This window comes from Azotobacter tropicalis, from assembly GCF_059739045.1.
This window is the reverse complement of the sequence record NZ_AP046059.1, coordinates 4,167,692-4,192,209: the sequence shown is the minus strand read 5'-3', so window position 1 is coordinate 4,192,209 and position 24,518 is coordinate 4,167,692. Positions and strand designations below refer to the sequence as shown.

General features: G+C 59.3%; 25 protein-coding genes, 2 tRNA genes and 2 pseudogenes. 9 read left to right on the top strand and 20 right to left on the bottom strand.

Annotation, left to right across the window (positions count from 1 at the left end):
- Positions 1-15: 15 nt before the first annotated feature.
- Together Atro_RS19835 and Atro_RS19830 are read left to right on the top strand one after the other, a co-directional pair.
- Positions 16-3,501 carry a hybrid sensor histidine kinase/response regulator gene (locus Atro_RS19835; RefSeq protein WP_497925074.1) on the top strand — a complete coding sequence of 1,162 codons (3,486 nt, stop codon included), beginning with the start codon at positions 16-18 and terminating at the stop codon, positions 3,499-3,501.
- A gap of 78 nt (positions 3,502-3,579) precedes the next feature.
- Positions 3,580-4,839 (top strand): MgtC/SapB family protein, encoded by a 1,260-nt coding sequence (locus Atro_RS19830; RefSeq protein WP_497925069.1) that lies wholly within the window; start codon positions 3,580-3,582, stop codon positions 4,837-4,839.
- A gap of 122 nt (positions 4,840-4,961) precedes the next feature.
- On the opposite strand, the gene Atro_RS19825 is transcribed toward Atro_RS19830, so the two are convergent.
- Entirely contained in the window at positions 4,962-5,366 is a 405-nt protein-coding gene (locus Atro_RS19825) for a tetratricopeptide repeat protein (RefSeq protein WP_497927715.1), read from the bottom strand.
- Between the two features lie 256 nt (positions 5,367-5,622).
- The gene (locus tag Atro_RS19820) at positions 5,623-5,862 is read right to left on the bottom strand and encodes a hypothetical protein (RefSeq protein WP_497925065.1); all 240 of its coding nucleotides are present in this window, start codon (positions 5,860-5,862) and stop codon (positions 5,623-5,625) included.
- A 121-nt stretch (positions 5,863-5,983) separates the two neighbouring features.
- Between Atro_RS19820 and Atro_RS19815 the strand changes: the two are divergent.
- Both Atro_RS19815 and Atro_RS19810 read left to right on the top strand, forming a co-directional pair.
- Positions 5,984-6,357, top strand: a pseudogene (locus Atro_RS19815) (intermembrane phospholipid transport protein YdbH family protein).
- Between the two features lie 98 nt (positions 6,358-6,455).
- Positions 6,456-6,578, top strand: a complete 123-nt coding sequence (locus Atro_RS19810) for a hypothetical protein (protein ID WP_497925062.1) — start codon at positions 6,456-6,458, stop codon at positions 6,576-6,578.
- A 233-nt stretch (positions 6,579-6,811) separates the two neighbouring features.
- On the opposite strand, the gene Atro_RS19805 is transcribed toward Atro_RS19810, so the two are convergent.
- Positions 6,812-7,012: a hypothetical protein gene (locus tag Atro_RS19805; RefSeq protein ID WP_497925058.1), complete on the bottom strand. Its 201-nt coding sequence runs from the start codon at positions 7,010-7,012 to the stop codon at positions 6,812-6,814.
- On the opposite strand from Atro_RS19805, the gene Atro_RS19800 reads away from it, so the two are divergent.
- Together Atro_RS19800 and Atro_RS19795 are read left to right on the top strand one after the other, a co-directional pair.
- Positions 7,003-7,695, top strand: a complete 693-nt coding sequence (locus tag Atro_RS19800) for a class I SAM-dependent DNA methyltransferase (RefSeq protein ID WP_497925055.1) — start codon at positions 7,003-7,005, stop codon at positions 7,693-7,695. The two genes, Atro_RS19805 and Atro_RS19800, sit on opposite strands and share 10 nt — an antisense overlap.
- A 626-nt stretch (positions 7,696-8,321) precedes the next feature.
- On the top strand, positions 8,322-8,591 hold the full coding sequence (locus tag Atro_RS19795) for a hypothetical protein (protein ID WP_497925052.1): 270 nt from the start codon (positions 8,322-8,324) through the stop codon (positions 8,589-8,591).
- 204 nt (positions 8,592-8,795) lie between these two features.
- Here the strand turns inward: Atro_RS19795 and Atro_RS19790 are convergent.
- The 4 genes from Atro_RS19790 to dapA form a co-directional block, all read right to left on the bottom strand.
- Positions 8,796-8,885, bottom strand: a tRNA-Ser gene (locus Atro_RS19790).
- Between the two features lie 123 nt (positions 8,886-9,008).
- Complete coding sequence (locus Atro_RS19785) at positions 9,009-9,878, bottom strand: phosphoribosylaminoimidazolesuccinocarboxamide synthase (RefSeq protein WP_497925049.1); 870 nt, start codon at positions 9,876-9,878, stop codon at positions 9,009-9,011.
- Between the two features lie 112 nt (positions 9,879-9,990).
- A complete protein-coding gene (gene bamC / locus Atro_RS19780) occupies positions 9,991-11,097 on the bottom strand; it encodes an NlpB/DapX family lipoprotein (RefSeq protein WP_497925046.1) in 1,107 nt (368 codons plus the stop codon).
- A 20-nt stretch (positions 11,098-11,117) separates the two neighbouring features.
- Positions 11,118-11,996 carry a 4-hydroxy-tetrahydrodipicolinate synthase gene (gene dapA / locus Atro_RS19775; protein WP_497925044.1) on the bottom strand — a complete coding sequence of 293 codons (879 nt, stop codon included), beginning with the start codon at positions 11,994-11,996 and terminating at the stop codon, positions 11,118-11,120.
- A gap of 164 nt (positions 11,997-12,160) precedes the next feature.
- On the opposite strand from dapA, the gene Atro_RS19770 reads away from it, so the two are divergent.
- Together Atro_RS19770 and Atro_RS19765 are read left to right on the top strand one after the other, a co-directional pair.
- The gene (locus tag Atro_RS19770) at positions 12,161-12,718 is read left to right on the top strand and encodes a glycine cleavage system transcriptional repressor (RefSeq protein WP_497925042.1); all 558 of its coding nucleotides are present in this window, start codon (positions 12,161-12,163) and stop codon (positions 12,716-12,718) included.
- Positions 12,719-12,727: 9 nt separating this feature from the next.
- A complete protein-coding gene (locus Atro_RS19765; protein ID WP_497925040.1) occupies positions 12,728-13,204 on the top strand; it encodes a peroxiredoxin in 477 nt (158 codons plus the stop codon).
- Between the two features lie 25 nt (positions 13,205-13,229).
- Here the strand turns inward: Atro_RS19765 and Atro_RS19760 are convergent, their stop codons facing one another.
- Positions 13,230-13,481 (bottom strand): sulfurtransferase TusA family protein, encoded by a 252-nt coding sequence (locus Atro_RS19760; protein ID WP_497925038.1) that lies wholly within the window; start codon positions 13,479-13,481, stop codon positions 13,230-13,232.
- Between the two features lie 133 nt (positions 13,482-13,614).
- On the opposite strand from Atro_RS19760, the pseudogene Atro_RS19755 reads away from it, so the two are divergent.
- Positions 13,615-15,053: pseudogene (locus Atro_RS19755) on the top strand (M48 family metalloprotease).
- Between the two features lie 65 nt (positions 15,054-15,118).
- Here the strand turns inward: Atro_RS19755 and nadA are convergent.
- The 12 genes from nadA to ybgC all read right to left on the bottom strand — a co-directional run bounded on the left by nadA (position 15,119) and on the right by ybgC (position 24,485).
- A complete protein-coding gene (gene nadA, locus Atro_RS19750; protein WP_497925036.1) occupies positions 15,119-16,177 on the bottom strand; it encodes a quinolinate synthase NadA in 1,059 nt (352 codons plus the stop codon).
- A 336-nt stretch (positions 16,178-16,513) separates the two neighbouring features.
- On the bottom strand, positions 16,514-16,915 hold the full coding sequence (locus Atro_RS19745; protein WP_497925032.1) for a polyhydroxyalkanoate granule-associated phasin: 402 nt from the start codon (positions 16,913-16,915) through the stop codon (positions 16,514-16,516).
- 274 nt (positions 16,916-17,189) lie between these two features.
- Positions 17,190-17,265, bottom strand: a tRNA-Lys gene (locus Atro_RS19740).
- A 55-nt stretch (positions 17,266-17,320) separates the two neighbouring features.
- Positions 17,321-17,995 (bottom strand): 7-cyano-7-deazaguanine synthase QueC, encoded by a 675-nt coding sequence (gene queC / locus Atro_RS19735; RefSeq protein WP_497925030.1) that lies wholly within the window; start codon positions 17,993-17,995, stop codon positions 17,321-17,323.
- A gap of 61 nt (positions 17,996-18,056) precedes the next feature.
- Complete coding sequence (queE, locus tag Atro_RS19730) at positions 18,057-18,704, bottom strand: 7-carboxy-7-deazaguanine synthase QueE (RefSeq protein ID WP_497927714.1); 648 nt, start codon at positions 18,702-18,704, stop codon at positions 18,057-18,059.
- Between the two features lie 111 nt (positions 18,705-18,815).
- Positions 18,816-19,634: a tol-pal system protein YbgF gene (gene ybgF, locus Atro_RS19725; RefSeq protein WP_497925026.1), complete on the bottom strand. Its 819-nt coding sequence runs from the start codon at positions 19,632-19,634 to the stop codon at positions 18,816-18,818.
- Positions 19,635-19,640: 6 nt separating this feature from the next.
- Positions 19,641-20,177, bottom strand: a complete 537-nt coding sequence (gene pal / locus Atro_RS19720; protein WP_497925022.1) for a peptidoglycan-associated lipoprotein Pal — start codon at positions 20,175-20,177, stop codon at positions 19,641-19,643.
- Between the two features lie 61 nt (positions 20,178-20,238).
- Positions 20,239-21,531, bottom strand: coding sequence for a Tol-Pal system beta propeller repeat protein TolB (tolB, locus tag Atro_RS19715; protein ID WP_497925020.1), 1,293 nt, complete (start codon positions 21,529-21,531; stop codon positions 20,239-20,241).
- The gene (gene tolA, locus Atro_RS19710; protein WP_497925016.1) at positions 21,528-22,880 is read right to left on the bottom strand and encodes a cell envelope integrity protein TolA; all 1,353 of its coding nucleotides are present in this window, start codon (positions 22,878-22,880) and stop codon (positions 21,528-21,530) included. The genes tolB and tolA overlap by 4 nt, the downstream gene beginning before the upstream one ends.
- Positions 22,880-23,332, bottom strand: coding sequence for a protein TolR (gene tolR / locus Atro_RS19705; protein WP_497925012.1), 453 nt, complete (start codon positions 23,330-23,332; stop codon positions 22,880-22,882). The genes tolA and tolR overlap by 1 nt, the downstream gene beginning before the upstream one ends.
- 11 nt (positions 23,333-23,343) lie before the next feature.
- Complete coding sequence (gene tolQ / locus Atro_RS19700; protein ID WP_497925009.1) at positions 23,344-24,039, bottom strand: protein TolQ; 696 nt, start codon at positions 24,037-24,039, stop codon at positions 23,344-23,346.
- Positions 24,040-24,041: 2 nt separating this feature from the next.
- Positions 24,042-24,485, bottom strand: a complete 444-nt coding sequence (ybgC, locus tag Atro_RS19695; protein WP_497925007.1) for a tol-pal system-associated acyl-CoA thioesterase — start codon at positions 24,483-24,485, stop codon at positions 24,042-24,044.
- Positions 24,486-24,518 lie beyond the last annotated feature (33 nt).

Genomic DNA, 24,518 nt, shown 5'->3' with positions numbered 1-24,518 from the left:
TTGTTTGGAGCTAACATGTCGTTGTCCATCGGTGTGATCGCCCTGGCTGCTTTGGCCTACATGGCAACACTCTTCGCCATCGCCTTCTACGGGGACCGCCGCAACGCGCCTCTGCCGCCACGCATGCGCGCTTGGGTCTACAGCCTTTCGTTGGCCGTTTACTGCACCAGCTGGACTTTCTTCGGTGCAGTCGGCCAGGCCACCGAACAGCTCTGGGATTTCCTGCCGATCTACCTCGGTCCGGTACTGCTGCTGCTCTTCGCGCCATGGATGCTGCAGAAAATGGTGATGATCAGCAAGCAGGAAAATATCACCTCCATCGCCGACTTCATTGCCGCGCGCTATGGAAAGTCCCAACCGCTGGCGGTGGTGGTCACCCTCATCTGCATGGTCAGCGTGCTCCCCTACATCGCCCTGCAACTGAAAGGCATCGTGCTCGGCGTCAACCTGCTGATTGGCGCCGGACCGGACAGTACCGGTACCCGCGCCCAAGACACGGCGCTGGTGGTAACCATGTGCCTGGCACTGTTCACTATCCTGTTCGGCACCCGCACCCTGGATGTCACCGAACACCATCGCGGTATGATGCTGGCCATTGCCTTCGAATCGCTGGTCAAGCTGTTCGCTTTCCTGGCAGTCGGCGCCTTCGTCACCTTCGGCCTGTACGACGGCTTCGACCATCTGCTCGACGAGGCCAAGGCGGCCCCGCAGCTAGCTGAATTCTGGGATAAGGGGACGAATTGGCCGGCATTGCTGGTGCAGACCGGCGTAGCGATGATGGCAATAGTTTGTCTGCCGCGACAGTTCCACGTAACAGTGGTTGAGAATACCGAGCCACACGATCTGCGCTTGGCTCGCTGGGTATTTCCCCTGTATCTGCTGCTCGCCGCCCTTTTTGTGATCCCGATTGCTCTGGCCGGCCAGCTGCGCCTGCCGCCCGGGATCATCCCCGACACCTTCGTGATCAGCCTGCCCCTGGCCGAACATCACCCGCTGCTGGCACTGCTGGCCTTCATCGGCGGCGCCTCGGCGGCCACCGGCATGGTCATCGTCGCCAGCGTGGCGCTCTCCACCATGCTCTCCAATGACATCATGCTCCCTTGGCTGCTGCGCCACAAAAGCACCGAGCGCCCCTTCGAGGCCTTTCGTCATTGGATGCTCAGCGTGCGTCGGGTCAGCATCGTCGGCATTCTGTTGCTGGCCTATGTCATCTATCGCCTGCTTGGCCCTACCACCAGCTTGGCCACCATCGGCCAACTCGCCTTCGCCGCGATCTCCCAACTGACGCCGGCCATGCTCGGTGCGCTGTACTGGAAACAGGCTAACCGCCGCGGCGTATTCGCCGGCCTCGCCACCGGTGCGCTACTGTGGAGCTATACCCTGGTCGTGCCGTTGATCTCCCAGCGCATGGGCTGGTCATTGAGCGAACTCCCCGGCCTCGAGTGGCTGGGAAGCCGGCCGCTGGGCCTGCCAATCACCTCGATCACGCTGGGGATGCTGATTTCGCTAGCCGGCAACTGGGCAGTCTTCGCCAGCGTATCCATGCTTTCGCGCACCCGGGTTTCCGAGCACTGGCAGGCCAGTCGCTTCGTCGGCCAGGAAATCAACCGGCGTTCCGGCGGACGGTCTCTACTCGCGGTACAGGTGCAGGATCTGCTCGAGCTCGCCTCGCGCTTCGTCGGCGAAGAACATGCGCGCCGCAAGTTCCAGCGCTTCGCCCAGCGCCAGGGCAAGGAATTCAATCCCAACCAGGCAGCGACCAGCGAGTGGATCGATCACACCGAGCGCCTGCTCGCCGGCGTGCTCGGTGCATCGTCGACCCGGGCGGTAGTCAAGGCCGCCATCGAAGGACGTGAAATGCAAGTCGAGGATGTCGTGCGCATCGTCGACGAGGCCTCCGAGGTGCTGCAGTTCAACCGGGCCCTGCTGCAAGGGGCCATCGAGAACATCACCCAAGGCATCAGCGTGATCGACGGCTCCCTACGGCTGGTGGCCTGGAACCGCCGCTACCTGGAACTCTTCAACTACCCGGAAGGCCTGATCTACGTCGGCCGACCGATCGCCGACCTGATCCGTTACAACGCCGAGCGCGGACTGCTCGGCCCGGGCGATGTCGAGGAACATGTTAGCAAGCGGCTGTACTGGATGCGCCTGGGCACTCCGCACACCTTCGAACGACTGTTCCCCAACGGCCGGGTCATCGAGCTGATCGGCAACCCGATGCCCGGCGGCGGCTTCGTCACCAGCTTCACCGACATCACCGAATTCCGCGAAGCCGAGCGGGCGCTCAAGGAAGCCAACGAGGGCCTCGAGCAACGCGTGGTCGAACGGACCCGGGAACTCTCCAAGCTGAACCAGGCGCTGGTCGAGGCCAAGGCCCATGCCGAATCAGCCAACCAGTCGAAGACCCGCTTCCTCGCCGCAGTCAGCCACGACTTGATGCAGCCGCTCAACGCCGCGCGGCTGTTCGCTGCGTCCCTCGCTCATCAGGACCCAGCCCTGCCGCCTGAGGCGCAGAAACTGGTGCAGCACCTCGACTGCTCGCTGCGCTCGGCCGAGGATCTGATCACCGATCTTCTGGACATCTCCCGCCTGGAAAGCGGACGCATCACTCCGGAACGCACCAACTTCCCCATCGCCGACCTGTTCGACCCCTTGGGTACCGAGTTCAAGGCACTGGCCCGCGAACAAGGCATCGACTTCCACCTGCGCGGCAGCAAGCTGCGTATCAACAGCGACATGAAACTGCTGCGCCGGGTGCTGCAGAACTTTCTCACCAACGCCTTCCGCTATGCCAAGGGCCATGTGCTGCTGGGTGTGCGCCGCCAAGGCGACCAGCTGCGCCTGGAGGTCTGGGACCGCGGCCCGGGCATTCCGGAAGACAAGCGCCAAGAGATCTTCGAGGAATTTAAGCGTCTGGATAGTCATCAGACCCGAGCGGAAAAAGGCCTGGGCCTTGGCCTGGCAATCGCCGATGGACTCTGCCGCGTACTCAACCATCGACTGGAAGTACGCTCCTGGCTCGGCAAGGGCAGCGTATTCAGTGTCACCGTTCCGTTAGCCCGCAACGTCGTCCCCGCCGCCAGCACCAAGCCCGACGGTACACTGCCGCTCAATACCCATGCACTTGCCGGTGCCCAGGTGCTTTGCGTGGACAATGAGGACAGCATCCTCACCGCCATGCACAGCCTGCTCTCGCGCTGGGGCTGCCAGGTATGGACGGCGCGCAATCGCCTGGAATGCGAACAGTTGCTGGAAGGCGAGCTGAGCCCGCAGGTAGCGCTGGTCGACTATCACCTCGACCAGGGCGAAACCGGCACCGAACTGATGGCTTGGTTGCGTACCCGCCTCGGCAAACCCCTGCCGGGCGTGGTGATCAGTGCCGACGCGCGTCCCGAAACCGTGGCCAAGATCCACGCCACCGGCCTCGACTACCTGGGCAAGCCGGTCAAGCCGGCAGCGCTGCGCGCCCTGCTCAGCCGTCACTTGGCACTGCGTTGAACAAAACGCGACCGCGAGCATGCCTGCCTGCGGTCGCGACCTCGACCAGCATCTTCTCATCCTGCCATGAGTATCGGCATGCCCAGCAACCCCGACGTCCTCCTCAACCTGACCGTCGCCCTAGGCGTCGGCCTGCTGATCGGCACCGAGCGCGGCTGGAGCGCTCGCGACACCGACGACTCGCACCTGGCTGCCGGCATTCGCACCTTCGGCCTGAGCGGGCTGCTCGGCGGCCTGGGCATGCTATTCAGCGAAAAACTGGGCCTGGCTGCCTGGATAGCCCTACTGCTGGTGTTCGGCCTGCTGGTGATAACGGGTTACCTCGGCGACCTACGCACCACCGGCGATCAAGGCATGACCAGTGAAATCGCCATGTTGCTGACCTTTCTGCTCGGCAGCCTGGCCTTGACCACTGACCATCAGGCACTGGCGGCAGCCGGTGCGGTGGTGGTGGCCCTGCTGCTCAGCCTCAAGGAAGCCCTGCATGCCGCACTGCGCCGGCTGACTGCTCAGGAGCTGTCCGGCATGTTGAAGCTGCTGTTCATTTCCGTAGTACTGCTGCCGGTGCTACCGAATCGCGGTTATGGCCCTTGGCAGGCGTTCAACCCTTACGAAACCTGGTGGATGGTGGTGCTGATCGCCGCCATCGGTTTTGCTGCCTATATAGCGATCCGCCTGGTTGGCACCCGCCATGGGCTGCTGCTCACCGCCCTGCTCGGCGGAATGGTGTCCTCCACGGCGATGACCCTGACTCTGTCCCGCCTGCACCAGCAGGCACAATTGCACCGCCTGCTCGCCTGCGGCCTCCTGGCGACCTCGGCGCTGATGTTCCCGCGAGTGCTGCTAGAAGTCGGACTGATCAACCCCAGCCTGCTGACCACCCTGCTCTGGCCAATGGGCGTCACCACCTTGGTCTACGCCGGGGGCGCCCTTTTTCATTACTACAACTCCGCCCATGAATCGACAACCGGCGGCGAACCGCCGCTACAGAATCCTTTCGAGCTGGGACCGGCGCTGCGCTTTGCCGCCTTGCTGGTGCTGATCCTTTTCCTGGTGGAAGCAGGCCGCTACTGGCTGGGCGATGCCGGAATCTATCTGGTAGCACTACTGGCCGGACTGACCGACGTGGATGCGATTACCCTATCGCTGGCCCGCAAGGCTCTGGGTGAACTGGACAGCCGGGTAGCAGCGCAAGGCATTTTCATCGCTACCATGAGCAACAGTCTGGTCAAAGGGGGACTGATCGCCATGATCGGCGGCTCCCGAATGGCCCTGCTCAGCCTGCCAGTGATGGCAGCTGGTCTGCTCGCCGGGCTGGCGACACTCTGGCTGCAATGAAGCGACACGGGTAGGTACCGGCTCTGGAACGCTCCAGACAGTAGCCGATTGGAGTACTCGCCGGAAACCACAGAGGTTATGGGGGCAGCCCCAAGACAGGCTGGCGGAAAGCCCCGAGCCCTTCAGTTGAAGTCACCAAGCAGTCGCAGGGCCTCGTCCGAGCCTTGGGCTGCTGCCTGCTCCAGCCAGTAGCGTCCCTGCTGCATTTCCAACAGTCCTGCTTCACAGCAATGGCGACCGAGCTCAAGCTGTGCCTGAATATCGCCGGCGCGTGCAGCCTGGCGCAGCAGCTCGAGACCGAAGCGACGATCACGAGGCGTGCGGCAGTCACGGCAAAGCAATTGGCCAAGACGGCTCTGGGCGGCCACCACCCCCTGGCGCGCCGGCTGCTTGAGCAGATGTCCAGCGAAACGCTTGGCGCTGTGGGTCTTGCCGATACCCGGACTATCCAGCAGCCAGGATGCTACCCTAACCGGCAGACGCATCTGGACACTGGCAGGCGAAGAAGACTGGGCACGAACTCTCATGGCAAACAGCAGGCTCATTTTGAGAAGGCGCGCACTGTACTCCTTTTTGTCGCAGAGTAAAGACCTGCCAAAGCGAAGCAAAGGAGTTACACAGGCCTTGAGGGAAATCCACAGAAGCTGTGGATAACACAGTGGACAAAAGCCTCTCGCCTTTTCCAAGAGTCGATGCCTCCTGGCCTCGACTTGAACTGATGCTTTTTTCGCCAGAAAAATTTCTTGATTTTCATGTAATTAGATGCACTGCGCAGGACATGGATCAGCAATCCGAAACCGTCTTAAATGGACCTTGACGATATTCTTTATCGATCAGACGCAAACACGCAGCTTGATCTTGCTCCACGGAACGCCACCCTTGCCGAAACCAGACCGGCAAAGGAGTCCGTGGATGACGGCTCGCCATCCAAGATAGCCCCGCGCCGGACGTATCGTTTTGCTCGATGTGCTCCTGATCATCACCCTGACCTAAGGCAACCATCGCCGGCAGCAGTTCCTGCATGCCCAAGGTATCGAGCGAATTTCCTGGTAAAGCCTGCGCTTAACTGTCAACAGAGTAAGCATCCCCCGGCTTTGCCAAGGGGCACTTGCTACCCATCTCCACCTGCGAGTAGCCGGCCAGCTTGGCCGCGAACGCCTGCAGCTGGCCCTCGACAAAGGCTAACGCCTCAGCCTGGCTGAGCGAACGCCTGCTGCTGGTCATCGGAGCGGCAGGCATATGCATTGAGCAAGGCCGGCCGGACAATCGCACCCCCGGCATATTGCAGTTCCGCTCCGCAAGGATCCACGCCTTGGCACGTGCCAATCCGGCCATGCAGTTGCTAGCCAACGCCCTGGGAGACCTCCATTTCAGCTGGCTGTCCAGTGATCTCGTTATGATGAACAGGGCAGAATAAACATGAGCCTGCGTCTCGAAGGACGTAACCCTGATTTGGAAAAAGGTCGGCCAATCCACTTGAACATTGACTTGAAAGAGAACATTCCAGCCTTACTCTGACCAGTCTGCAACTCACTCACCGCATCAGCGATAGAATTCAGCAACGCGCCCAGTAGGGTCTTCGAAAAAATCGCGGCGTCCTCTGCCGAGAGAACCGCATGCGCCTGTGCCATCCGCTTGCCACCCCGCTGCTGGGCCTGCTGGTTTCCGCCTATCTGCACACAGTGCGGTTGGCTATCCCTGAGGAGCCAATCAATATCGGCTTCAATGTAAAGATCTAGCACTAGAGCTATATCAAGGAGGTAAAGCCATAGATGGCATAATCGGCAAGAATAGCAGCCTGCTCTAAGGAGATTTCCATGAGAGTCTATGCATGCATCGCAACTTTGCTGGTCGTGCTGGACCTTTCCTTGCCGACCTTGGGGGATGAACCTCACCGAGGTCCTAAATGTGCTCTCCAGCACCAAGACTCACGGACAACTGAGCGAAATGCCCAATGGCTATCTTGGCGCGATCAACGCAGGCGGTTCAGCCGTGGGGGATCGCCCCGCTCATCAAGCAGATGCAGACGCGCCGTGCCGACCAGCGCCTGATCAGGGAAAACGGTATCCAATTGGGTGACATGGAAGCCATTGCCGGATAGAAAGCCTTGGTGAAGACTCCGAGCGGTCAGTACATACAGCTCAACTGCAAATGGATACGCAAATGAATCCATCCGAAGAGGTCTCGCCAACACTTGCGGCCCATGATCTTGAGCAGATCACGGCAACCACTTTGCAACACTATGCGGCATCCGCCGAAACCTTCCGCGAGGATACCCGCAATCATGACGTAAGCCAGAACATCACCGCCTTGCTGCGCCACATCAAGGTACCACCACCCCTCGTCATTCTTGACTTCGGTTGCGGTCCAGGGCGTGATCTCAAGACCTTTCGCAGCCTCGGCCACCAGCCTATAGGCTTGGACGGCTGCCCCCGCTTTGTTGAAATGGCCCGCGCTGACTCAGGCTGCGAGGTCTGGCAACAGGACTTTCTGCAACTCGATCTGCCGGCTGAGCACTTCGACGGCATTTTTGCCAATGCTTCGCTATTTCATGTCCCCACCCAGGAACTGCCCCAGGTGCTCGGCAAGCTATACGCGGCGCTCAGGCCCGGCGGCGTGCTGTTCAGCTCCAATCCACACGGGCATAACGAAGAGGGTTGGAATGGCAACCGCTATGGCAGCTATCACGACCTCAAAGCCTGGCACCACCACTTGGAGGCAGCCGGTTTTGTCGAGCTTGAGCACTACTACCGCCCAAGAGGCCTGCCGCGCGACCAACAACCTTGGCTTGCCAGCGTCTGGCGTAAGCCAAGAAGCCGACGAGACCCGCACGACTCAGGAAGTGGCACCGCCTGATTCGCATGACCGCCCCAGCCGGTGAACAGCCTTCAGCGACACGGAGGCAAGGCAACTGAAGAGCCTTGAGAAACAGGCGAATTCGGAAGCGCCCAACTGGTCGGATAGTTGGTTGATGGCCACGGCGCTACAGACCGGTTGTACGGATCTGCAAATGATTATCCAGTCACGCCACTACAGGAGCCGTCGAGGCCAGTACATAATCGATCCTACTCTTGAAAAAATGAAATCTGAAACAGGAAAAGGAGGATCCAAGACGTACAAAGTCGCTATCACCACCCCAATAGGCCTCTTTGGCAATGCAATGGCGAAGTTACCCATAAAAAATGTAAGGAAATTACAGTAACTACCCCAATGTCTCGATTCGTATACAATACAAAGGACTCTTCAGTAAATGTTATCCCTGATACGAATCAGATTTCGTTTTTCATGATGAAATCCAGCCAGGTCGACATGCATGAAGTGGGTCTCATGCCGACAACGGTCTAGAATAACGAAAACATACGTTGTTGAAGCTCCGTTGCCCTATAAGTATGAACTTGCGTGCTCCCATACACGGGATAGGCGCTCAAATCCATAATGGCAACTTTTCCATGCTCAATGTTTAGAATTGACGGGTAAGCCCATTGAACTCACAGCAAATTACCGAAGCTGAAATGCGCGAAGCATTAGGTCTCGCACCAGCAAAGCCTACGCCGGAAAAACGCAAGCACCCTTCCAGCTACATTCTCGTAGAGTTGAGTGTACGTAAACTGACTGGAGGCCCAGCTTTTAGGTTCGAGTACAAGTCTCGTTCGCTCAGCACCTTGGAAGCGAAACTCGAAGCAGAAAAGGCCGTCCGCAAGAAAGGACTTGAAGTCTGGGCCGTGCTTGATGTCCGGCAGGTCAGCGAGTAGATAAGAAAATCTCGCGATCTTTCGAGGGCCACCGGACGGCCTGCCAGTGGCCGCAGAAGAGCTAGCGGAGTCTCGAGCCGACGCCTATCAGCAAAGAGGAGTTAGCCGATACCCGCATAGTTTGCTCGGATCGAAACAAAGAGCAGAGCAACTCTGCAAGCAATAAAAAAGCCTTGCAGCTGAAAACTGCAAGGCTTCTAAATATGGCGGGGAGATAGGGATTCGAACCCTAGGTACCCTTGCGGATACAACGGATTTCGAATCCGTCCCGTTCGACCACTCCGGCATCTCCCCCTAGGCGGCGCGCATGATACCAGCTTGAATCTCTTTGGCGAACCCCCTGTATGGAATTTTTGTATATATTCAGGATATTGGCTCGCTCTGACAAAAGTCGTGGCGAAGCGGCAGGCCAATCGATCAGGAAGCCAGGCGAGTCAGCGCCTCACGGTATTTATCAGCCGTTTTCTGCGCCACCGCCAGCGGCAATGACGGTGCCGGCGGCCGCTTATTCCAGCCGGTAGACTCCAACCAGTCACGCACGAACTGCTTATCGAAGCTTGGTGGGTTCTGCCCTTCTACATAGCAATCGGCTGGCCAGAAGCGACTGGAATCAGGGGTCAACACCTCGTCCATCAAGGTCAGAGTACCATCTTTATCCAGACCAAACTCAAACTTGGTGTCGGCGATTATAATGCCACGAGTAGCAGCGTACTGGACGGCAGCGCTGTACAGCGCAATGGCAGTATCGCGCACTTTTACTGCCAACTCCTTGCCTATAATGGCTTCACACTGTGCGAAAGTGATGTTTTCGTCATGATCACCCACTGCCGCTTTGGTCGAAGGAGTGAAGATCGGCTGCGGTAGCTTGGCTGCCTCTTTCAATCCAGTAGGCAACGCGATGCCGCAGACAGTGCCGCTTTTCTGATACTCCTTCCAGCCGGAACCAGCAATATAGCCTCGCACGATGGCCTCAATCGGCACCGGCTTGAGACGCTTGACAACTACCGCCCGCCCAGCAACTAACGGTAGTTCAGCGACCGGAACCACTTCCTCGATCCGATCACCGGTGAAATGGTTCGGTACTATGCCGGCCAGCTTGTCGAACCAGAAATTGGAAATGGCGGTGAGAATCTTGCCCTTGTCTGGAATCGGCTCGGCAAGAATCACATCGAAAGCCGATAGCCGATCGCTGGCCACCATCAGCATGCGCTGGGCATCAATTTCATAAAGATCACGGACTTTGCCCGAATAGATCTTCTTCAGACTCAGGGTGGAGGGTGTGCTCATCGCATTTTTCCGTCTTTATCAAACGAAACAGGCGAAACCAAGAAGGCTTCGCCCATTGATTCGTAGCATTGCCAGAGGGGGTTATGGAGAATGACCACCAACAAGCAGCCATTCAGCCAAGGTGCTCTTGGAGCATGCTCAACACTCGGCGCGCCACCTCTTCCGGAGCGAAGGTATTCATATCTTTCTCCACCGTGACCTGCACCCCCTCCGGAACCCGAGTCAGGCGTACCTGATAACGCTCGGCACGCGCCTCCACGTCATCCGGGTCCTCCCCCTTGCCAAGCAGCCGCCCGAAGAAGCCTGGCTTCTCATCCTTTTCAGCCCTCTCGGCAAGGTTGATGTAATACACGCCAAGGCTACGATTGATGTCGTCGACCCGGACGTCTCCCATCTCTAAGGCACGCCCAATACTTGACCAGGCCCGGTCAAAATCGGCATCCAAGCTCAGAAGAGGATTGCCATTGCTATCCTCGGAGAGGCTGACACGGCTCGGCGCATCGAAATCACGCGCCGCCAGCAAGGAGACCGAACCACCCCGCTCGGCGCTACGCGCCAAGCTGGAGTTCAGCTCATCCAGCAGCGCAGCATCCAAACCAGCATCGCTACGACCACCCTCGGCAGTGCTGCCGGCAGGTCGCAGCGCGCTATTCACGAAAACCTCGCTGGAGTTGCGCTGAACTCCTGGCTCGACGCGCGCGCGCACACGAATTTCGCCGTCTACTGCCTGCTCGGCAGCGCGACCACTCAGGCGACGCGCCATGGGCGCAGAAAGCCCGGCGAGCGGCTGCCAAGCCGTTATGAACTCACCGAGGTTCAGATGCTCCTCGGCAATACGAAAACCATTGTCCTCGAAGAACTGCCGAAGCATCGGCCAGACTTCCGCCGGCGCACGCTGGGCTACCACCCAACGCGCATTACCGCTCTGCTGCAAGCTGAACTCGCTGGCCTCCTCCTGAGAGCCCCGCAGAGGCTGCGGACGTGGCACATCGAAATCACTAACGTCTCGTGAACTGGCCACATTCTGCGGCACCGGCAGCAGCGGGTCGAGGCGACGGATCTCGACGTTCGGCGGCAACTGCATGGGGGCAGTCTGCCGCGATCCGAGATAGTCGCCACCACGGTCGCGGAAATAACCCTTCTCTCCCCATAGCCAGCCGCAACCACTGAGTGTGGAAAAGATAACGGCAAAGGCACAAAGCCCGGCCAGTCGCTTCATGCGCAATGCTTCCTGATGAGTCAAGCCAGGGCACCGACCTGGCGGAGAGCTTGGCGCAGCGGTTCGTGGCAACTGGAGCTCAGCCAGGTCAGAGGTAGGCGAATACCTTCAGGAATCAAGCCCATCTCATGCAGAGCCCACTTCACAGGAATTGGGTTGGACTCCAGAAACAAGGCCTTGTGCAGCAGCATCAGGCGCTCGTTCATCGCCCGGGCGAGGGCTGCCTCGCCACGCATGGCCGCTGCACAAAGATCGCTCATGGCGCGCGGGACGACGTTGGCAGTCACCGAGATATTGCCTTTGCCGCCCATCAGCATGAGCTCAACGGCGGTAGGATCGTCTCCCGAATACACCAGAAAGTCCTTGGTTACACGCTCCAGCACTTCGCGGCCACGCTCCAGATTGCCGGTCGCTTCCTTTATACCAATGATGTTCGGCACCTTGGAAAGACGCTCCACAGTCTCCGGCAACATATCGCAGACAGTACGCCCAGGCACGTTGTAAAGAATCTGAGGAATGGCCACGGCTTCAGCGATGGTGCGGAAGTGCTGGTACAGGCCTTCCTGGGTGGGCTTGTTATAGTAAGGAGTCACCAGCAGGCAGGCATCAGCACCGACACTCTTGGCATTCGCCGTAAGCTCGATCGCCTCACGGGTACAGTTGGCGCCGGTACCGGCGATCACTGGAATCCTGCCATTGACCTGGTCGACCACGCGACGGATGACTTCGACATGCTCAGCGACATCCAGAGTCGCAGACTCACCCGTGGTACCGACCGCGACGATGGCATTGGTGCCCTCTTGCAGGTGGAAGTCCACGAGCTTGCCCAGGCCGTCCCAGTCCAGACCGCCCTGTGCATCCATGGGGGTGACCAGAGCCACCATGCTACCCGCAATCATGCAACCACTCCTGCCGGAAAAATGAGTCGTAATGGTACTGTCGCCATCCGCCTTGTACAAGTTGAGCACAGAGCCCAAGCATTCCCCTCGGCGTCGCTTTTCGTTACCCTTCCGGCTTTGCTCGGCGCCTCTTGCGACGACTGCCCATCGTTTAGGAAAGCTGCATGTCCACCCCTCCCGTTCGCGAACAATTCCTCGTTATCAGCGTTCTCGGCAGCACGCCCATGGAGTTGACCAACGTGCTGTGCCGTGCCAGTCAGGAAAGCCGCTGCTCGGTCGTCAGCACCCGCCTGACTCGTCACGGCGAAGTCTGTGCTCTGGTCGTGCAGGTAGCCGGCAGTTGGGACGGACTGGCACGTATGGAGACCAGCCTGCCGACGTTGGCCAAGCGTCACGACTTCACCTACAACCTGACCCGCAGCCTGCCCCTCGATAATCGACCACAAGCACTGCCCTACGTTGCCTACGTCAGTGCGGCCTATCGCCCGGACATTCTTGCCGAGCTCTGCCAGTTCTTCATTGATCACCGTGTCGAGCTGGAAAACCTTACCTGCGATACCTACCAGGCACCACAGACCGGCGGCACCATGCTTAACGCCACCCTCACTGTCACTCTGCCGGCCGGCACCCAGATCAGCTGGCTGCGCGACCAGTTCCTCGACTTCGCCGATGCTCTCAATCTCGACGCATTGATCGAGCCTTGGCGCCCCCAGACCCCCTAAGGAGCCCTCATGCCCGTCGCCCTTGAGCAGTTCGTACCCGACTTCCAGGCCCAGGCTACCGGCGGCCAGCTCGTTTCGCTCTCTGCACTTAGGGGCCGACAGGTGGTGCTGTACTTTTATCCGAAGGACAGCACGCCAGGCTGCACCACGGAAGGGCAGGACTTTCGCGACCGTCATAACGAATTTCAGGCAGCCAATACACTGATTTTTGGTATATCTCGTGATGGGCTGAAGTCGCACGAGAACTTCAAGAATAAGCAGGCTTTTCCCTTCGAGCTGATCTCTGACAAGGAGGAGCAGATTTGCCAGCTGTTCGGGGTAATTAAGCTGAAAAAGTTATATGGCAAGGAATACCTGGGCATTGATCGCAGCACTTTCCTGATTGATCGGAATGGTGTGCTACGCCAAGAATGGCGTGGCGTGAAAGTACCTGGTCATGCCGATGCGGTGCTGGCTGCCGCCCAAGCTTTGAATCAGCTCGCCTGAGCCCAACCGGGCCGGCAGCTCAGCATCACGCCTTGCGCAACCAGTAGCGAAAGAGGCCGCCTTCAGCCTCCTCACGAAGCAGGCAATGACCGGCCAGCTTGGCGAAGGCACGGAAATCTCTCTGCGAACCGGGATCCGTCGCCGTCACCTTGAGCACCGCCCCGGAGGGCAGGCGGTTCAGCTCCAACTTGGCCTTGAGCAAGGGCAACGGACAATTTAAACCGCGGGCATCCAACTCGGCGTCGCAGGCGTCGACTAGCCATTCGATATCGGTCATAGAACTCTCCAGAAAAGGCCCAAAGGATACCCAAGCCGACAAAGACCTGACCAGCCGCGTACCGCGCTCCTAATGACGTCCACGCGCCTAAACTTGAATGGATACATGAATGTTGAACGTCAGAACCTGCCGCATGAAGCTCTTGCGCCCGAACCTCCTAATTCTCGCCTGCCTCTTCACCCCCTCGGCACAGCCAGCGACAGCGACCTGCCGTCGCTGGGCGATGCCAGCTCGGCCATCGTCTCCCCCGAACAGGAACACCAGCTCGGCCGCGCCTGGCTGAGCCTGCTGCGCGGGCAAGTTCCCCATCTGTCCGATGCACAACTGAAAGATTATGTTGAAACCAGCGTCTACCGCCTGAGCGAAACCAGCCAAGTGCAGGACCGGCGCCTGGAGTTCGTCCTGCTCGATAGCCCGCAGCTGAATGCCTTCGCCGCACCCGGCGGTATCATTGGCGTGAATGGCGGCCTGTTCCTCTATGCACAGACCGAAGCCGAATATGCCGCCGTGCTTGCCCACGAACTGGCGCACCTTTCTCAACGCCATTTTGCTCGAGGCATCGAAGCCCAACAGCGCCTCCAGTTGCCCATGATGGCCACCATGCTTGCCGGTATCGTCGCCGCCGCGGCAGGTGCAGGCGACGCCGGCATGGCAGCCATTGCTTCCAGCCAAGCGGCGGCAATGCAGGAAATGCGGCGCTTCTCCCGCCAGAACGAGCAGGAGGCCGACCGTATCGGCCTGCTCAACCTGGAAAAGGCCGGCTACGATCCACGCGCCATGCCAAGCATGTTTGAACGCCTGATGCGCCAGTACCGCTACGACGCCAAGCCGCCGGAATTTCTCCTGACCCACCCTGTCACCGAGTCGCGCATCGCCGACACCCGCAATCGCGCAGAGCAATACCGCATTGGCGGCCGTCAGGATGACCATCGTTACCAGTTAATGCGCGCCCGCGTACAGCTCACCTATGAGCAGACTTCCGGCATGGCAGTGAAGCGCTTTCGCGCTCAGCTTGATGAAAACCCGAAATCCACTGCCGCGCGCTATGGCCTGGCACTGGCCCTGACCAAAAGCGGCCAGCTCAATGAAGCTCGGGAAGTACTGCAACCGCTACTGAACAAGGCCCCCAGCGATATCGATTACAACCTCGCCGCAGTAGCCCTAGATATCACGGCCAACCGCCTCCAGGATGCCGAGATGCGAGTCAAACGCCTGCTTGACCTTTACCCAGGCAACTACCCGCTGCGGCAGACCCAGATTGATCTACTGCTCAAGCAGAATCAGCCGGCGCTAGCAGAGAAGGTGCTCAACGAGCTGCTTGCTAGACGCCCCCAAGATCCGGACGTCTGGTACATGGCTGCTGAAGTCCGCGGCTTGTCCGGCGATATCATTGGCTTGCATCAAGCCCGCGCCGAGTACTTCGCGCTGGTCGGCAATTATGATCAGGCCATCGAGCAATTGGACTTTGCTAAACGCCGCGCCAGCAGCAACTTCCAGCTGGCCGCGCGCATGGATGCCCGGCAGCAGGCCTTGAAGGAAGAAAAGAAGATGGTCGAAGAAATGCTGCGCTGACCGACAGAAAGAAAAATCCCGACGACTCGCACCGGGACTTTCAGCATGAACAGCCATAGCTTCGCTCAGGCATTGCCGGCCTGCTTCAGGCGGGCGGCATGGGTGAAGTCAAGCATGCGCGCAAGAGGCTTCACCGCCCTCGGGATCAGTGCCGGATCGACAAAAATCTCGTTAATGCCGTCACGCAGACTGGTCAGGGTGCGCTCAAGAGTATTCATCGCCATCCACGGACAATGCGCACAACTGCGGCAGGCTGCCCCATTCCCAGCAGTAGGCGCTTCGACGAAGCGTTTGTCTGGGCAGAGTTGCTGCATCTTGTAAAAGATTCCGCGGTCAGTAGCGACAATGAAAGTGGAATTTGGCAGCGTCTGTGCTGCCTTGATCAGCTGGCTGGTCGAGCCTACTGCATCGGCCAGCTCGATCACCGCCTCCGGAGATTCCGGATGGACCAATACTGCAGCTTCGGGATAGAGCTGCTTCATATCGAGCAGCTGCTTGGCCTTGAACTCCTCATGGACAATACAAGCGCCGTCCCAGAGCAGCATGTCAGCGCCGGTCTCGCGCTGGATGTAACGCCCCAGATGGCGATCCGGAGCCCAGATGATCTTTTCGCCGTTATCCATCAGGCTTTCGACGATTTCCAAGGCGCAACTGGAGGTTACCACCCAGTCTGCTCGCGCCTTGACCGCCGCGGAGGTATTGGCATAGACCACCACAGTACGCTCGGGATGCTGGTCGCAGAAAGCGGAGAATTCATCCAATGGACAGCCCAAGTCCAGCGAGCAGGTCGCCTCCAAGGTCGGCATCAGCACGCGCTTTTCTGGATTGAGTATTTTTGCCGTCTCCCCCATGAACCGCACACCGGCGACAAGCAGCGTCTGCGCGGGATGCTGACTGCCAAAGCGGGCCATTTCCAGAGAGTCGGCAACGCAGCCACCGGTTTCCTCGGCCAGCGCCTGCAGCACAGGATCGCAATAATAGTGCGCCACCAGAACAGCATTCTGCTTGCGCAGCTCGGCAGCGATCTCACTGCGGTAATAGGCTTCCTCTTCGGCACTCAGCGGCTTGATCTGCTTGGCATCGAGATGAGCCTGGACAAGAAAGCGTTCGGAAATGTGCGTCATATTCGCTGGACCTGCAGGCACGTGCGGGAGGCGAGTATATCACCTGCAACTCAGCAACAAAGGCAGAGCAGCACTGGAAGGCGTCGCCCCGAAAGATTGGACGCTCGCGGCAACTTGAGGGAAAAGATCCGGCGCAGAACTGCGCACCCACACTCATCACACGCTGATCCAATGCTCCGTGTGATTAGTTAGCTGTCCTAAGTTTAAATGATCGCATTTCCGAGTCGAGGTGTCGCAACCAGCTATAACAGCCATATGATGAGAAGCGGTATCACGCCCAGGAATGCAGGCGCCGAAATCGACCAATCGAACCACCCAAGCAGACTGTCCGCTCAGTCACCACTTAGTTCGATTGAGACGCCTGGCATTACCGACCGCCCGCTTATGCAGTGGAGCCATGCCCTTGCCCAGCACATCGAGCATGGCAGATTGAACCGCGTGTGCCGATTTGAACCAGATATCTTTTCCACCCAGCATCGGACTCCAGATTTTCATTAGCGAAAAAGCGAGCGCTTGGTTGGCACGAAACATCTGTAGATACATGGCCAACCAAGACTCACTGAAGGCAGTTATTTTCTCTGCTCCCATCAAATGAAACTCGTGCCGGTCTTTGGTAGTTGGGCTCGAGCCAGCCATGATCATACGAGCCAAACGCTGGGCAACAACTTGAGGCACTGCCACTGCAAGCTCTACGGCTTGCCTGGAAACGTGATTTGTGCGACGACGAACCCGAGCCATACCATCCTCCACAAAGCGGACCGAAGCCAAGCTCCTGTAATCGCTTGCAGTGTATAGCAAGCAACTCTCCCAGAGAGGGCAACCCCAAGACTCTACCAGTGAGAGAGTATAGAAAATCCTATCCGACCTGCGCTTCGTTATGGGCACAAGCCCTCAGCGGGCATGGATATGGATAGCATGGAGGGAGTTGAAAAATAAGAGCCGAGCAAGTGCTCGACATTGAGGGACCACCGAGGGACCCAAAGGACCCAATACAGCAAATCGAAATGAAGAGTGGTGGGTCGTGTAGGATTCGAACCTACGACCAATTGGTTAAAAGCCAACTGCTCTACCGACTGAGCTAACGACCCAACGACGCGTATAATACTGATTTCTCTCAGGATTTCAATAGCTGCTCGAAAGAATTCAAATATAGCGAGTAGGGTCGGCAACGCCGGCTGCCGCAAAGCCAGCTGCCCTCAATCGACAGGAATCGCATTTGCCACAGGCACGGCCTTCCCCGTCGGCCTGATAGCAGGAAATCGTCAAGCCATAATCGACCCCAAAGCGCAAACCGGCTTGAATGATCTCGGCCTTGCCGAGATTCTGCAATGGCGCACGAATGCGAAAGCCCTGCCCTTCCACACCCTCTCTGGTCGCCAAATTGGCCAGCCGCTCGAAGGCCTCGATGAATGCGGGACGACAATCCGGATAGCCTGAGTAATCCACTGCATTGACGCCAATAAAGATGTCATGCGCCCCCAACACTTCGGCCCAGCCCAGCGCCAAGGCAAGAAACACAGTATTGCGCGCCGGCACATAAGTGACCGGAATACCTTCGCTCGGCCCTTCCGGCACCTTGATCGACAGATCGGTCAGCGCCGAACCACCAACTCCGTCGAGATCCAGGCCGATCACTTTGTGCTCCACCACACCAAGCTGCCGGGCGACCCGCTCGGCAGCCCGTAATTCGGCACGGTGACGCTGCCCATAATCGAAGCTCATGCTATAGCAGGCATACCCCTCGGCCTTCGCCAAGGCAACTACGGTGGCTGAGTCAAGGCCGCCGGAAAGCAGGATGACTGCTTTTTTCTCACTCATTTCGGATTGTCTCATTAGAGCTTGCAAGGCAGGAGCTTTAGGCGAACGAAAACCCCATCGCTTAGCGGCCTCGGGCATCATTCCAGAGGATCTTATGCAACTGTAGTTGCAGACGAACCGGCAGGTTGTCGGCAACGATCCAGTCCGCCAACTCCCGACTATCCAACTGACCATGACTGGGCGAGAACAACACCTCACCGACACGCTCATCCAGACGATACTCGATCACCTTGGACACCGCCCAATCATAGTCCTGCCGGGAACAGAGCACGAACTTTACCTGGTCATTGTGAGTCAGCAGACCTATGTTCTCGTAGCGATTGCGGGCTACTTCTCCGGAATCCGGGGTTTTCAGATCAAGCACCCTGCTCACCCGGCGATCAACGGCCGAGATGTCAAAGGCTCCGCTGGTTTCCAGGGAAACCGCATAGCCTGCATCACACAACTGATGCAGAAGCGCAATGGCATTTGGCTGAGCCAACGGCTCACCGCCGGTGACACAGACATAGCGAGGCTTATAGCCAGCCACGCAATCAAGGATTATGGGCAAGGAGAGAACCTCCCCGCCACTGAAGGCATAAGTGGTATCGCAATAGTGACAACGCAGGGGGCAGCCAGTGAGGCGCACGAATACCGTCGGCAAGCCAGCAGTACGCGTCTCCCCCTGCAGCGAGTAGAAGATCTCGGTAATTCGCAGGGTTTCTTGCATATCAGCCACGGGCGTGACGGCGAAACAGGCCATCCGCCTCCGTTGCGGGAAATAAAGGGGCATGGATTTTAACGAAAAACCCGCGACAGGCGCAGGTTGCTACCCAAACACTCAACGCAAATTCTGCAGATCGCGCTGAGCCAACTGGGCTGCCGAGCTGCCGGGGTACTGAGCGATGACCTGCTGCAGAGCAGATCTTGCCTTCCCCGTATTACCCAGACGACGTTCGACGTCAGCCAGCTTGTAAAGCGAGTCCGGCACCTTGGGATGTTTCGGGTAATTCTGGCTGACCCGCGCGAAGGCCTGACCAGCTCCCTGCAGGTCGCCCTTGGCCAGATTCACTTCCCCCAACCAGTATTGTGCATTGCCGGCATACTGACTGTTGGGATACTTACGCAGGAAGGCGGTGAACGCCTGGCTGGCTTTTTCGAAATCCTTGGCCTTGATCAGGTCGAAAGCCGCATCGTAATACAGCTTTTCCTTTTCCGGATCCGCAGGTCCACCACTCGCCGGAGCCTGGGTAGTTGGCGGTACGGGAGCAGAGCCGGCATCAATGGCAGCACCAGGAATGCCTTGCTGCTGGGCCGGAGCGCTTGGAGCACTGGACAGACGACTGTCGAGTTCCTGATAGCGATCCAGGCTCTCCTGCTTCAGACGCCGGATTTCGTACTGCTGCTCCTCGACCATACCACGCAGACGCGAAACCTCGTCCTGCAACTGCTGCAGTTGCAGGAACATCTCACCCTGTGCCGAGGTCGGCGCGCTCATCGCTCCCCCGGCATAGGCACCGCTCGAATCCTGTACAGCCTGCGGGTAACCGTTACTGGCGTAACCATAACCGGCAGAATTATCCACTACGGGAACCTCGGCCCACGCTGCGAGCGGCAACCCGAGCGCCAACAGGGACATGATACGGCGGCACTGTTTCATGGCGAATTACTTGCGTAGTTCGACGCGACGATTCTGCGCCCAAGACTGTTCGTCGGCACCGCTGGCAGCCGGACGCTCCTCACCGTAGGAGACCAGCTCCAGTTGGGCCGGGGATACCCCTTGCAGCACCAGATAGCGCTGAACGGCCTTGGCGCGACGCTCGCCCAGAGCCATGTTGTACTCGCGAGTGCCACGCTCGTCGGTATGACCTTCCAGCACGACGCGAGCGCCATTGCCCTTCAGATCCTTGGCGTGCACATCCAGAGCGCGCATGGCGTCCGGTCTCAGGTCGGAGCTGTCATATTCGAAATAGAAGGTCGTGATGGCGCGCAGCGAAGCCTCATCGCCACCCATGCTGCCATCGTAAGAGCCAGAGCCGGAACCATATCCCGCGGTACCGGCACCGTAGCCTGCATTCGGATCAACGCCGCCATTGGCGCCAGCGCCTTCGCCGGAAGCGTCGCCGCCCTTGGAAGAACAGCCGACGGCAACCGCCATGGCCAACGCCAGCGCGGCGAATTTACCGAATTTCAGCATTTGCATGATGGAACTCCTAAAGAAGCTCAGGTGTTGTGTGAGTGTTGGTTTGATTTGAAATGTCGCATCAGTTCAGGTACGGAGACCAGGACGGCTCGCGAACCTCGCCTTGCGCGGTAGGCAGCGGGAGCCTCACCCTGCCGTTGATCGACACGAGCATCAAGACTCCCCGGCCCTGCTGACGGGTGGCGTAGATTAACATGGTGCCATTGGGTGCGACAGTGGGCGACTCGTCCAGGCTGGTTTCCGACAGCACCCGCAGGCTGCCGCGCTGAAGATCCTGAGCTGCCACCTTGAAGTTGGTATAGCCCTCCTGGCGGTGAACCATCACCAACGTCTTTTCATCAGCCGACAGCTTCGGGTTGGCATTGTAGTTGCCTACGAAAGTCACCCGCTCGGCCCCGCCGCCGATACTCTGCCGGTAGATCTGCGGCTTGCCGGCACGGTCGGAGGTGAAATACAGGGTCTGGCCGTCAGCTCCCCAGAAAGGCTCGGTATCGATGCCCAATTGATTAGTGACCCGCTGCAACTGCCGGCTAGCCAGGTTCATTACGTAAATTTCCGGGTTTCCATCCTTGGACAGCACGAAGGCCAGGCGGGAACCGTCCGGCGAGAAGGCCGGCGCGCCGTTGAGGCCCTCGAAATTGGTGATTTGCTCGCGGCGACCGGTGTCGATGTGCTGAATGAAGATGCGCGGACGTTTCTGCTCGAAGGAAACATAAGCAATGCGCCGACCATCGGGCGCAAAGCGCGGCGACAGGATCGGCTCGCGGGACTGCAGCAAAGTCACAGCCCGCGCGCCATCATAGTCGGAGCGCTGCAAGGTATAGCGGGTGCCGCCGCCCATACGCTCGGCGGTGACGTAGAGCAGCCGGGTGGAGAAGGCCCCTTTGATGCCGGTGAGCTTCTCGAACGCTTGGTCGGCGATGTAGTGGGCCATGTCGCGCACCTGGTCGCCGCTACCGCTGACGGTGCCGGCCAGTACCTGTTGTTCGGTGGCCACATTCATCAGCGCATACTGAACCTGCAGACGGCCTCCGGCCGGGACTATGCTGCCGACTAGCACATACTGGGCTCCCAGAGCCGTCCAGTCGCGGTAGATGATCTCGCTTGCGCTGCCAGGCTGACTGATCATGTTCTGTCGGGGAATCGGCTCGAAGACACCCGAGTTGCGCAGGTCGTTACCGACAATCTCGGCCATGTCGTCGCTCATCACGCTACCGCCCTGCCAGCCGAAGGGCACCACGGCGATCGGCGTGGCACGCGCGGTACCGCTGGTTACCACCAGCGGATCGGCCGCCTGGGCGATGCTGGCCAGCAAGGCCAATCCGAGCAGGGCGAGACGAATCAGGGTATTCACAGATCCAAATCCTCAGGTTTGAAAATCATGCGCCGCTGCCGGTACTGGCTATCGAAGGTGGCGCGATCCAGTTGCCGCAGCTCAGGGATCCGGCCCACATTGCGCACTGCAGCGACGGCTGAATTGTCGAAAGGCGCGTCCCCGCTGGAGCGGGTCACCCGCGCACTGGTTATGGTGCCATCCGGTAGCATCTGGATCAGCACCTCTACGCTCATTCCATTACGAGCGGACGGCGGCCGGCGCCATTGTTGGCTGACCAGGCTGACGATCAGGTCGTCGAAACTACCGGCGACCTGATTGCCCTGGCTCTCGGCCAAGGCTTGCTGCCGCTCCGTGGTATCGGACAACAGCTCGGCCAGGGCTTGAGCCTTCTTATCCTCGGCCGCCTTGCGCGCGGTCTCCGCAGCAGCTTTCTTCTTGGCGTCTTCGGCGGCAGCCTTCTTCTTCGCCTCTTCGGCTGCCTTCTTCTTGGCTTCCTCGGCAGCGGCCTGCTTCTTCGCTTCTTCCGCCGCCTTCTTCTTAGCTTCCTCGGCGGCAGCCTGCTTCTTCGCCTCTTCCGCCGCCTTCTTCTTGGCTTCCTCGGCGGCAGCCTGTTTCTTCGCCTCTTCCGCCGCCTTCTTCTTGGCTTCCTCGGCGGCAGCCTGCTTCTTCGCCTCCTCCGCCGCCTTCTTCTTGGCTTCCTCGGCGGCAGCCTGTTTCTTCGCCTCTTCCGCCGCCTTCTTCTTGGCTTCCTCGGCGGCAGCCTGCTTCTTCGCCTCTTCCGCTGCTTTCTGCCTGGCTGCTTCAGCCATGGCCAATTTCTTCGCCTCTTCGGCGGCTTTCTCTTTGGCCTCCGCTGCGGCGGCCTGCTTCTTCGCCTCTTCTGCTGCCTTCTGCTTGGCAGCCTCTGCTACCGCCTGCTTCTTCGCCTCTTCGGCAGCCTGCTGCTTGGCAGCTGCGGCAGCGGCCTGTTGCTTCGCCTCCTCAGCTGCCTGCTGCTTGGCAGCTGCGGCAGCGGCCTGTTTCGCCGCTTCCGCCCTTCGAGCCTCCTCGGCTTTCTTTTGTTCCGATGCCTTGGCCACGGCCAGTTGCTGCTGCTCGATCTTTTTCTGCTCCATCTGCTCGGCCTCATATTGGCGAGCAGCGGTTTTCTTGGCCTCTCCGGCAATCTTCTGATTGGTCTGGGTCGTCGCCTGGCTCTGAGATTTCATTTGATACAGGGTGGCTTGGACGATCGGCCGGGCCGGCGGCAGCTCCGGTGCCATAGAGAAGCTGACGAACAGCATGGCGAAGACGAGAAGATGCAAACTGGCTGCCAGCACGACCGGCCAGAAATAGCTTTCCGAGGAAGAGCGCTCGCGCCGTTGCATCAGGGAGCCTCGGTGATCAGCCCGACATTGCCTACGTCGGCCCCTTGCAGGCCGCCCATCAGGGCCATGACCGCTCCGTAGTCGACGGACTTGTCGCCGCGCACGAAGACCTGCACCTGCTTACCCTGGCTACGCGCTTGGGTGATGATCTTGCTCACCGCATCGACCAGCTCATCCAGCCTCTGGGCAGTGTCCTGCGCGGTCTCGGTATCCACCTCGCTGCCCATGTTCCAGTAGTAGCTCTTGTCGGCCTTGATGGAGATGGTCAGCACTTGTGCATTGTTATCCTGCGGCAAGACCTCGCTGGATACCTTGGGCAGCTCGACCTTGACACCTTGATTGAGCATGGGCGCAGTCACCATGAAGATCACCAGCAGCACCAGCATCACGTCGATGTAGGGCACCACGTTCATTTCGGCGACCGGCTTGCGCCTGTTGCGAATTCTCGCCATCAGCTAGGGCCTCATGCGTCCGAAGTGTGCACCTTGCGATGCAAGATTGCCTGAAACTCGTCGGCGAAGGTGTAGTAGCGGGCAATCAGCAGCTCCCCGCGCGCGGAAAAGCGGTTGTAGGCGATCACCGCCGGAATCGCGGCGAACAGGCCGATGGCGGTGGCAATCAGCGCTTCGGCGATCCCTGGCGCCACGGTGGAGAGCGTCGCCTGCTGCACCTGAGCCAGGCCGCGAAAAGAGTTCATGATCCCCCAGACGGTGCCGAACAGGCCGATGTAGGGGCTGGTGGAGCCCACGGTGGCCAAGAACGGCAGGCTCTGCTCGAGCTTTTCCTCTTCGCGGGAAATCGCCACGCGCATGGAGCGGGACACTCCCTCCATCACGGCATCCGGAACGACCCCGGACTGCTGGCAGAGACGGGAGAACTCCTTGAAGCCGGCACGGAAGATCCGCTCCAGGCCGGAATCCGGATCCGGCTCGCTACCCGCTTGGCGATAGAGCTTGGCCAAGTCGATGCCCGACCAGAAACGCTCCTCAAAGCTGTCCAGGGATTTCCTGGCTGCGCGCAGCATATTGCCGCGCTGAAAAATCATGATCCATGAGGTGACCGAGGCGGCCACCAGGGTGAGCATGACCAGTTGCACCACTAGACTGGCGTTGCTGATCAGGCTCCACATGGACATATGGTCAACGGCGTTGGCTTCCACGCTTAGTCTCCTGCTGAAGATGGATCCGGGCCCGCCAAGGCGGCCCGCAGCGCTTCGGGAATGGCTCGGGGTTTCAAACTGTCGGCGCGCACGCAGGCCACCAGAACCCGTCCCTCGCAGAGCAGCGCATCATCCGCAGCACGTCGCACCTGCTGGTGGAAACGCAGGCTGGCACGATTCGACTCGCATACCTCCGCACTCACCAGCAGTTCGTCGTCCAGCCGCGCCGGCGCGAAATAGCGTGCCTCGCAGGAATGCACGACGAACAACAGCCCCCCTTCCGCCAGCCGGGACTGGAAGAACCCCAGCGCGCGCAGCCGCTCGGTACGGGCCCGCTCCATGAACTTGAGGTAATTGACGTAGTAGACGATGCCGCCGGCGTCGGTGTCTTCGTAATACACCCGACAACGATGGATGAACGGCGATACTCCGCTTTGCGCGCGCATACTCTAGTGCCAGCTCTCGAGGTTGCCAATCGA

Bases quoted from the DNA above. Each gene is read 5' to 3' on its own strand.
- Atro_RS19770 (WP_497925042.1), top strand. From the start codon at position 12,161: ATGTCCACCCCTCCCGTTCGCGAACAATTCCTCGTTATCAGCGTTCTC.
- tolR (WP_497925012.1), bottom strand. From the start codon at position 23,332: ATGGCGAGAATTCGCAACAGGCGCAAGCCGGTCGCCGAAATGAACGTG.
- bamC (WP_497925046.1), bottom strand. From the start codon at position 11,097: ATGAAGCGACTGGCCGGGCTTTGTGCCTTTGCCGTTATCTTTTCCACA.
- queE (WP_497927714.1), bottom strand. From the start codon at position 18,704: ATGCAAGAAACCCTGCGAATTACCGAGATCTTCTACTCGCTGCAGGGG.
- Atro_RS19800 (WP_497925055.1), top strand. From the start codon at position 7,003: ATGAATCCATCCGAAGAGGTCTCGCCAACACTTGCGGCCCATGATCTT.
- Atro_RS19835 (WP_497925074.1), top strand. From the start codon at position 16: ATGTCGTTGTCCATCGGTGTGATCGCCCTGGCTGCTTTGGCCTACATG.
- tolA (WP_497925016.1), bottom strand. From the start codon at position 22,880: ATGCAACGGCGCGAGCGCTCTTCCTCGGAAAGCTATTTCTGGCCGGTC.
- nadA (WP_497925036.1), bottom strand. From the start codon at position 16,177: ATGACGCACATTTCCGAACGCTTTCTTGTCCAGGCTCATCTCGATGCC.
- Atro_RS19830 (WP_497925069.1), top strand. From the start codon at position 3,580: ATGCCCAGCAACCCCGACGTCCTCCTCAACCTGACCGTCGCCCTAGGC.
- Atro_RS19810 (WP_497925062.1), top strand. From the start codon at position 6,456: ATGCGCCTGTGCCATCCGCTTGCCACCCCGCTGCTGGGCCTGCTGGTT.
- Atro_RS19785 (WP_497925049.1), bottom strand. From the start codon at position 9,878: ATGAGCACACCCTCCACCCTGAGTCTGAAGAAGATCTATTCGGGCAAA.
- Atro_RS19820 (WP_497925065.1), bottom strand. From the start codon at position 5,862: ATGCAGGAACTGCTGCCGGCGATGGTTGCCTTAGGTCAGGGTGATGAT.
- pal (WP_497925022.1), bottom strand. From the start codon at position 20,177: ATGCAAATGCTGAAATTCGGTAAATTCGCCGCGCTGGCGTTGGCCATG.
- Atro_RS19760 (WP_497925038.1), bottom strand. From the start codon at position 13,481: ATGACCGATATCGAATGGCTAGTCGACGCCTGCGACGCCGAGTTGGAT.
- ybgF (WP_497925026.1), bottom strand. From the start codon at position 19,634: ATGAAACAGTGCCGCCGTATCATGTCCCTGTTGGCGCTCGGGTTGCCG.
- queC (WP_497925030.1), bottom strand. From the start codon at position 17,995: ATGAGTGAGAAAAAAGCAGTCATCCTGCTTTCCGGCGGCCTTGACTCA.
- Atro_RS19825 (WP_497927715.1), bottom strand. From the start codon at position 5,366: ATGAGAGTTCGTGCCCAGTCTTCTTCGCCTGCCAGTGTCCAGATGCGT.
- Atro_RS19805 (WP_497925058.1), bottom strand. From the start codon at position 7,012: ATGGATTCATTTGCGTATCCATTTGCAGTTGAGCTGTATGTACTGACC.
- dapA (WP_497925044.1), bottom strand. From the start codon at position 11,996: ATGATTGCGGGTAGCATGGTGGCTCTGGTCACCCCCATGGATGCACAG.
- Atro_RS19765 (WP_497925040.1), top strand. From the start codon at position 12,728: ATGCCCGTCGCCCTTGAGCAGTTCGTACCCGACTTCCAGGCCCAGGCT.
- ybgC (WP_497925007.1), bottom strand. From the start codon at position 24,485: ATGCGCGCGCAAAGCGGAGTATCGCCGTTCATCCATCGTTGTCGGGTG.
- Atro_RS19745 (WP_497925032.1), bottom strand. From the start codon at position 16,915: ATGGCTCGGGTTCGTCGTCGCACAAATCACGTTTCCAGGCAAGCCGTA.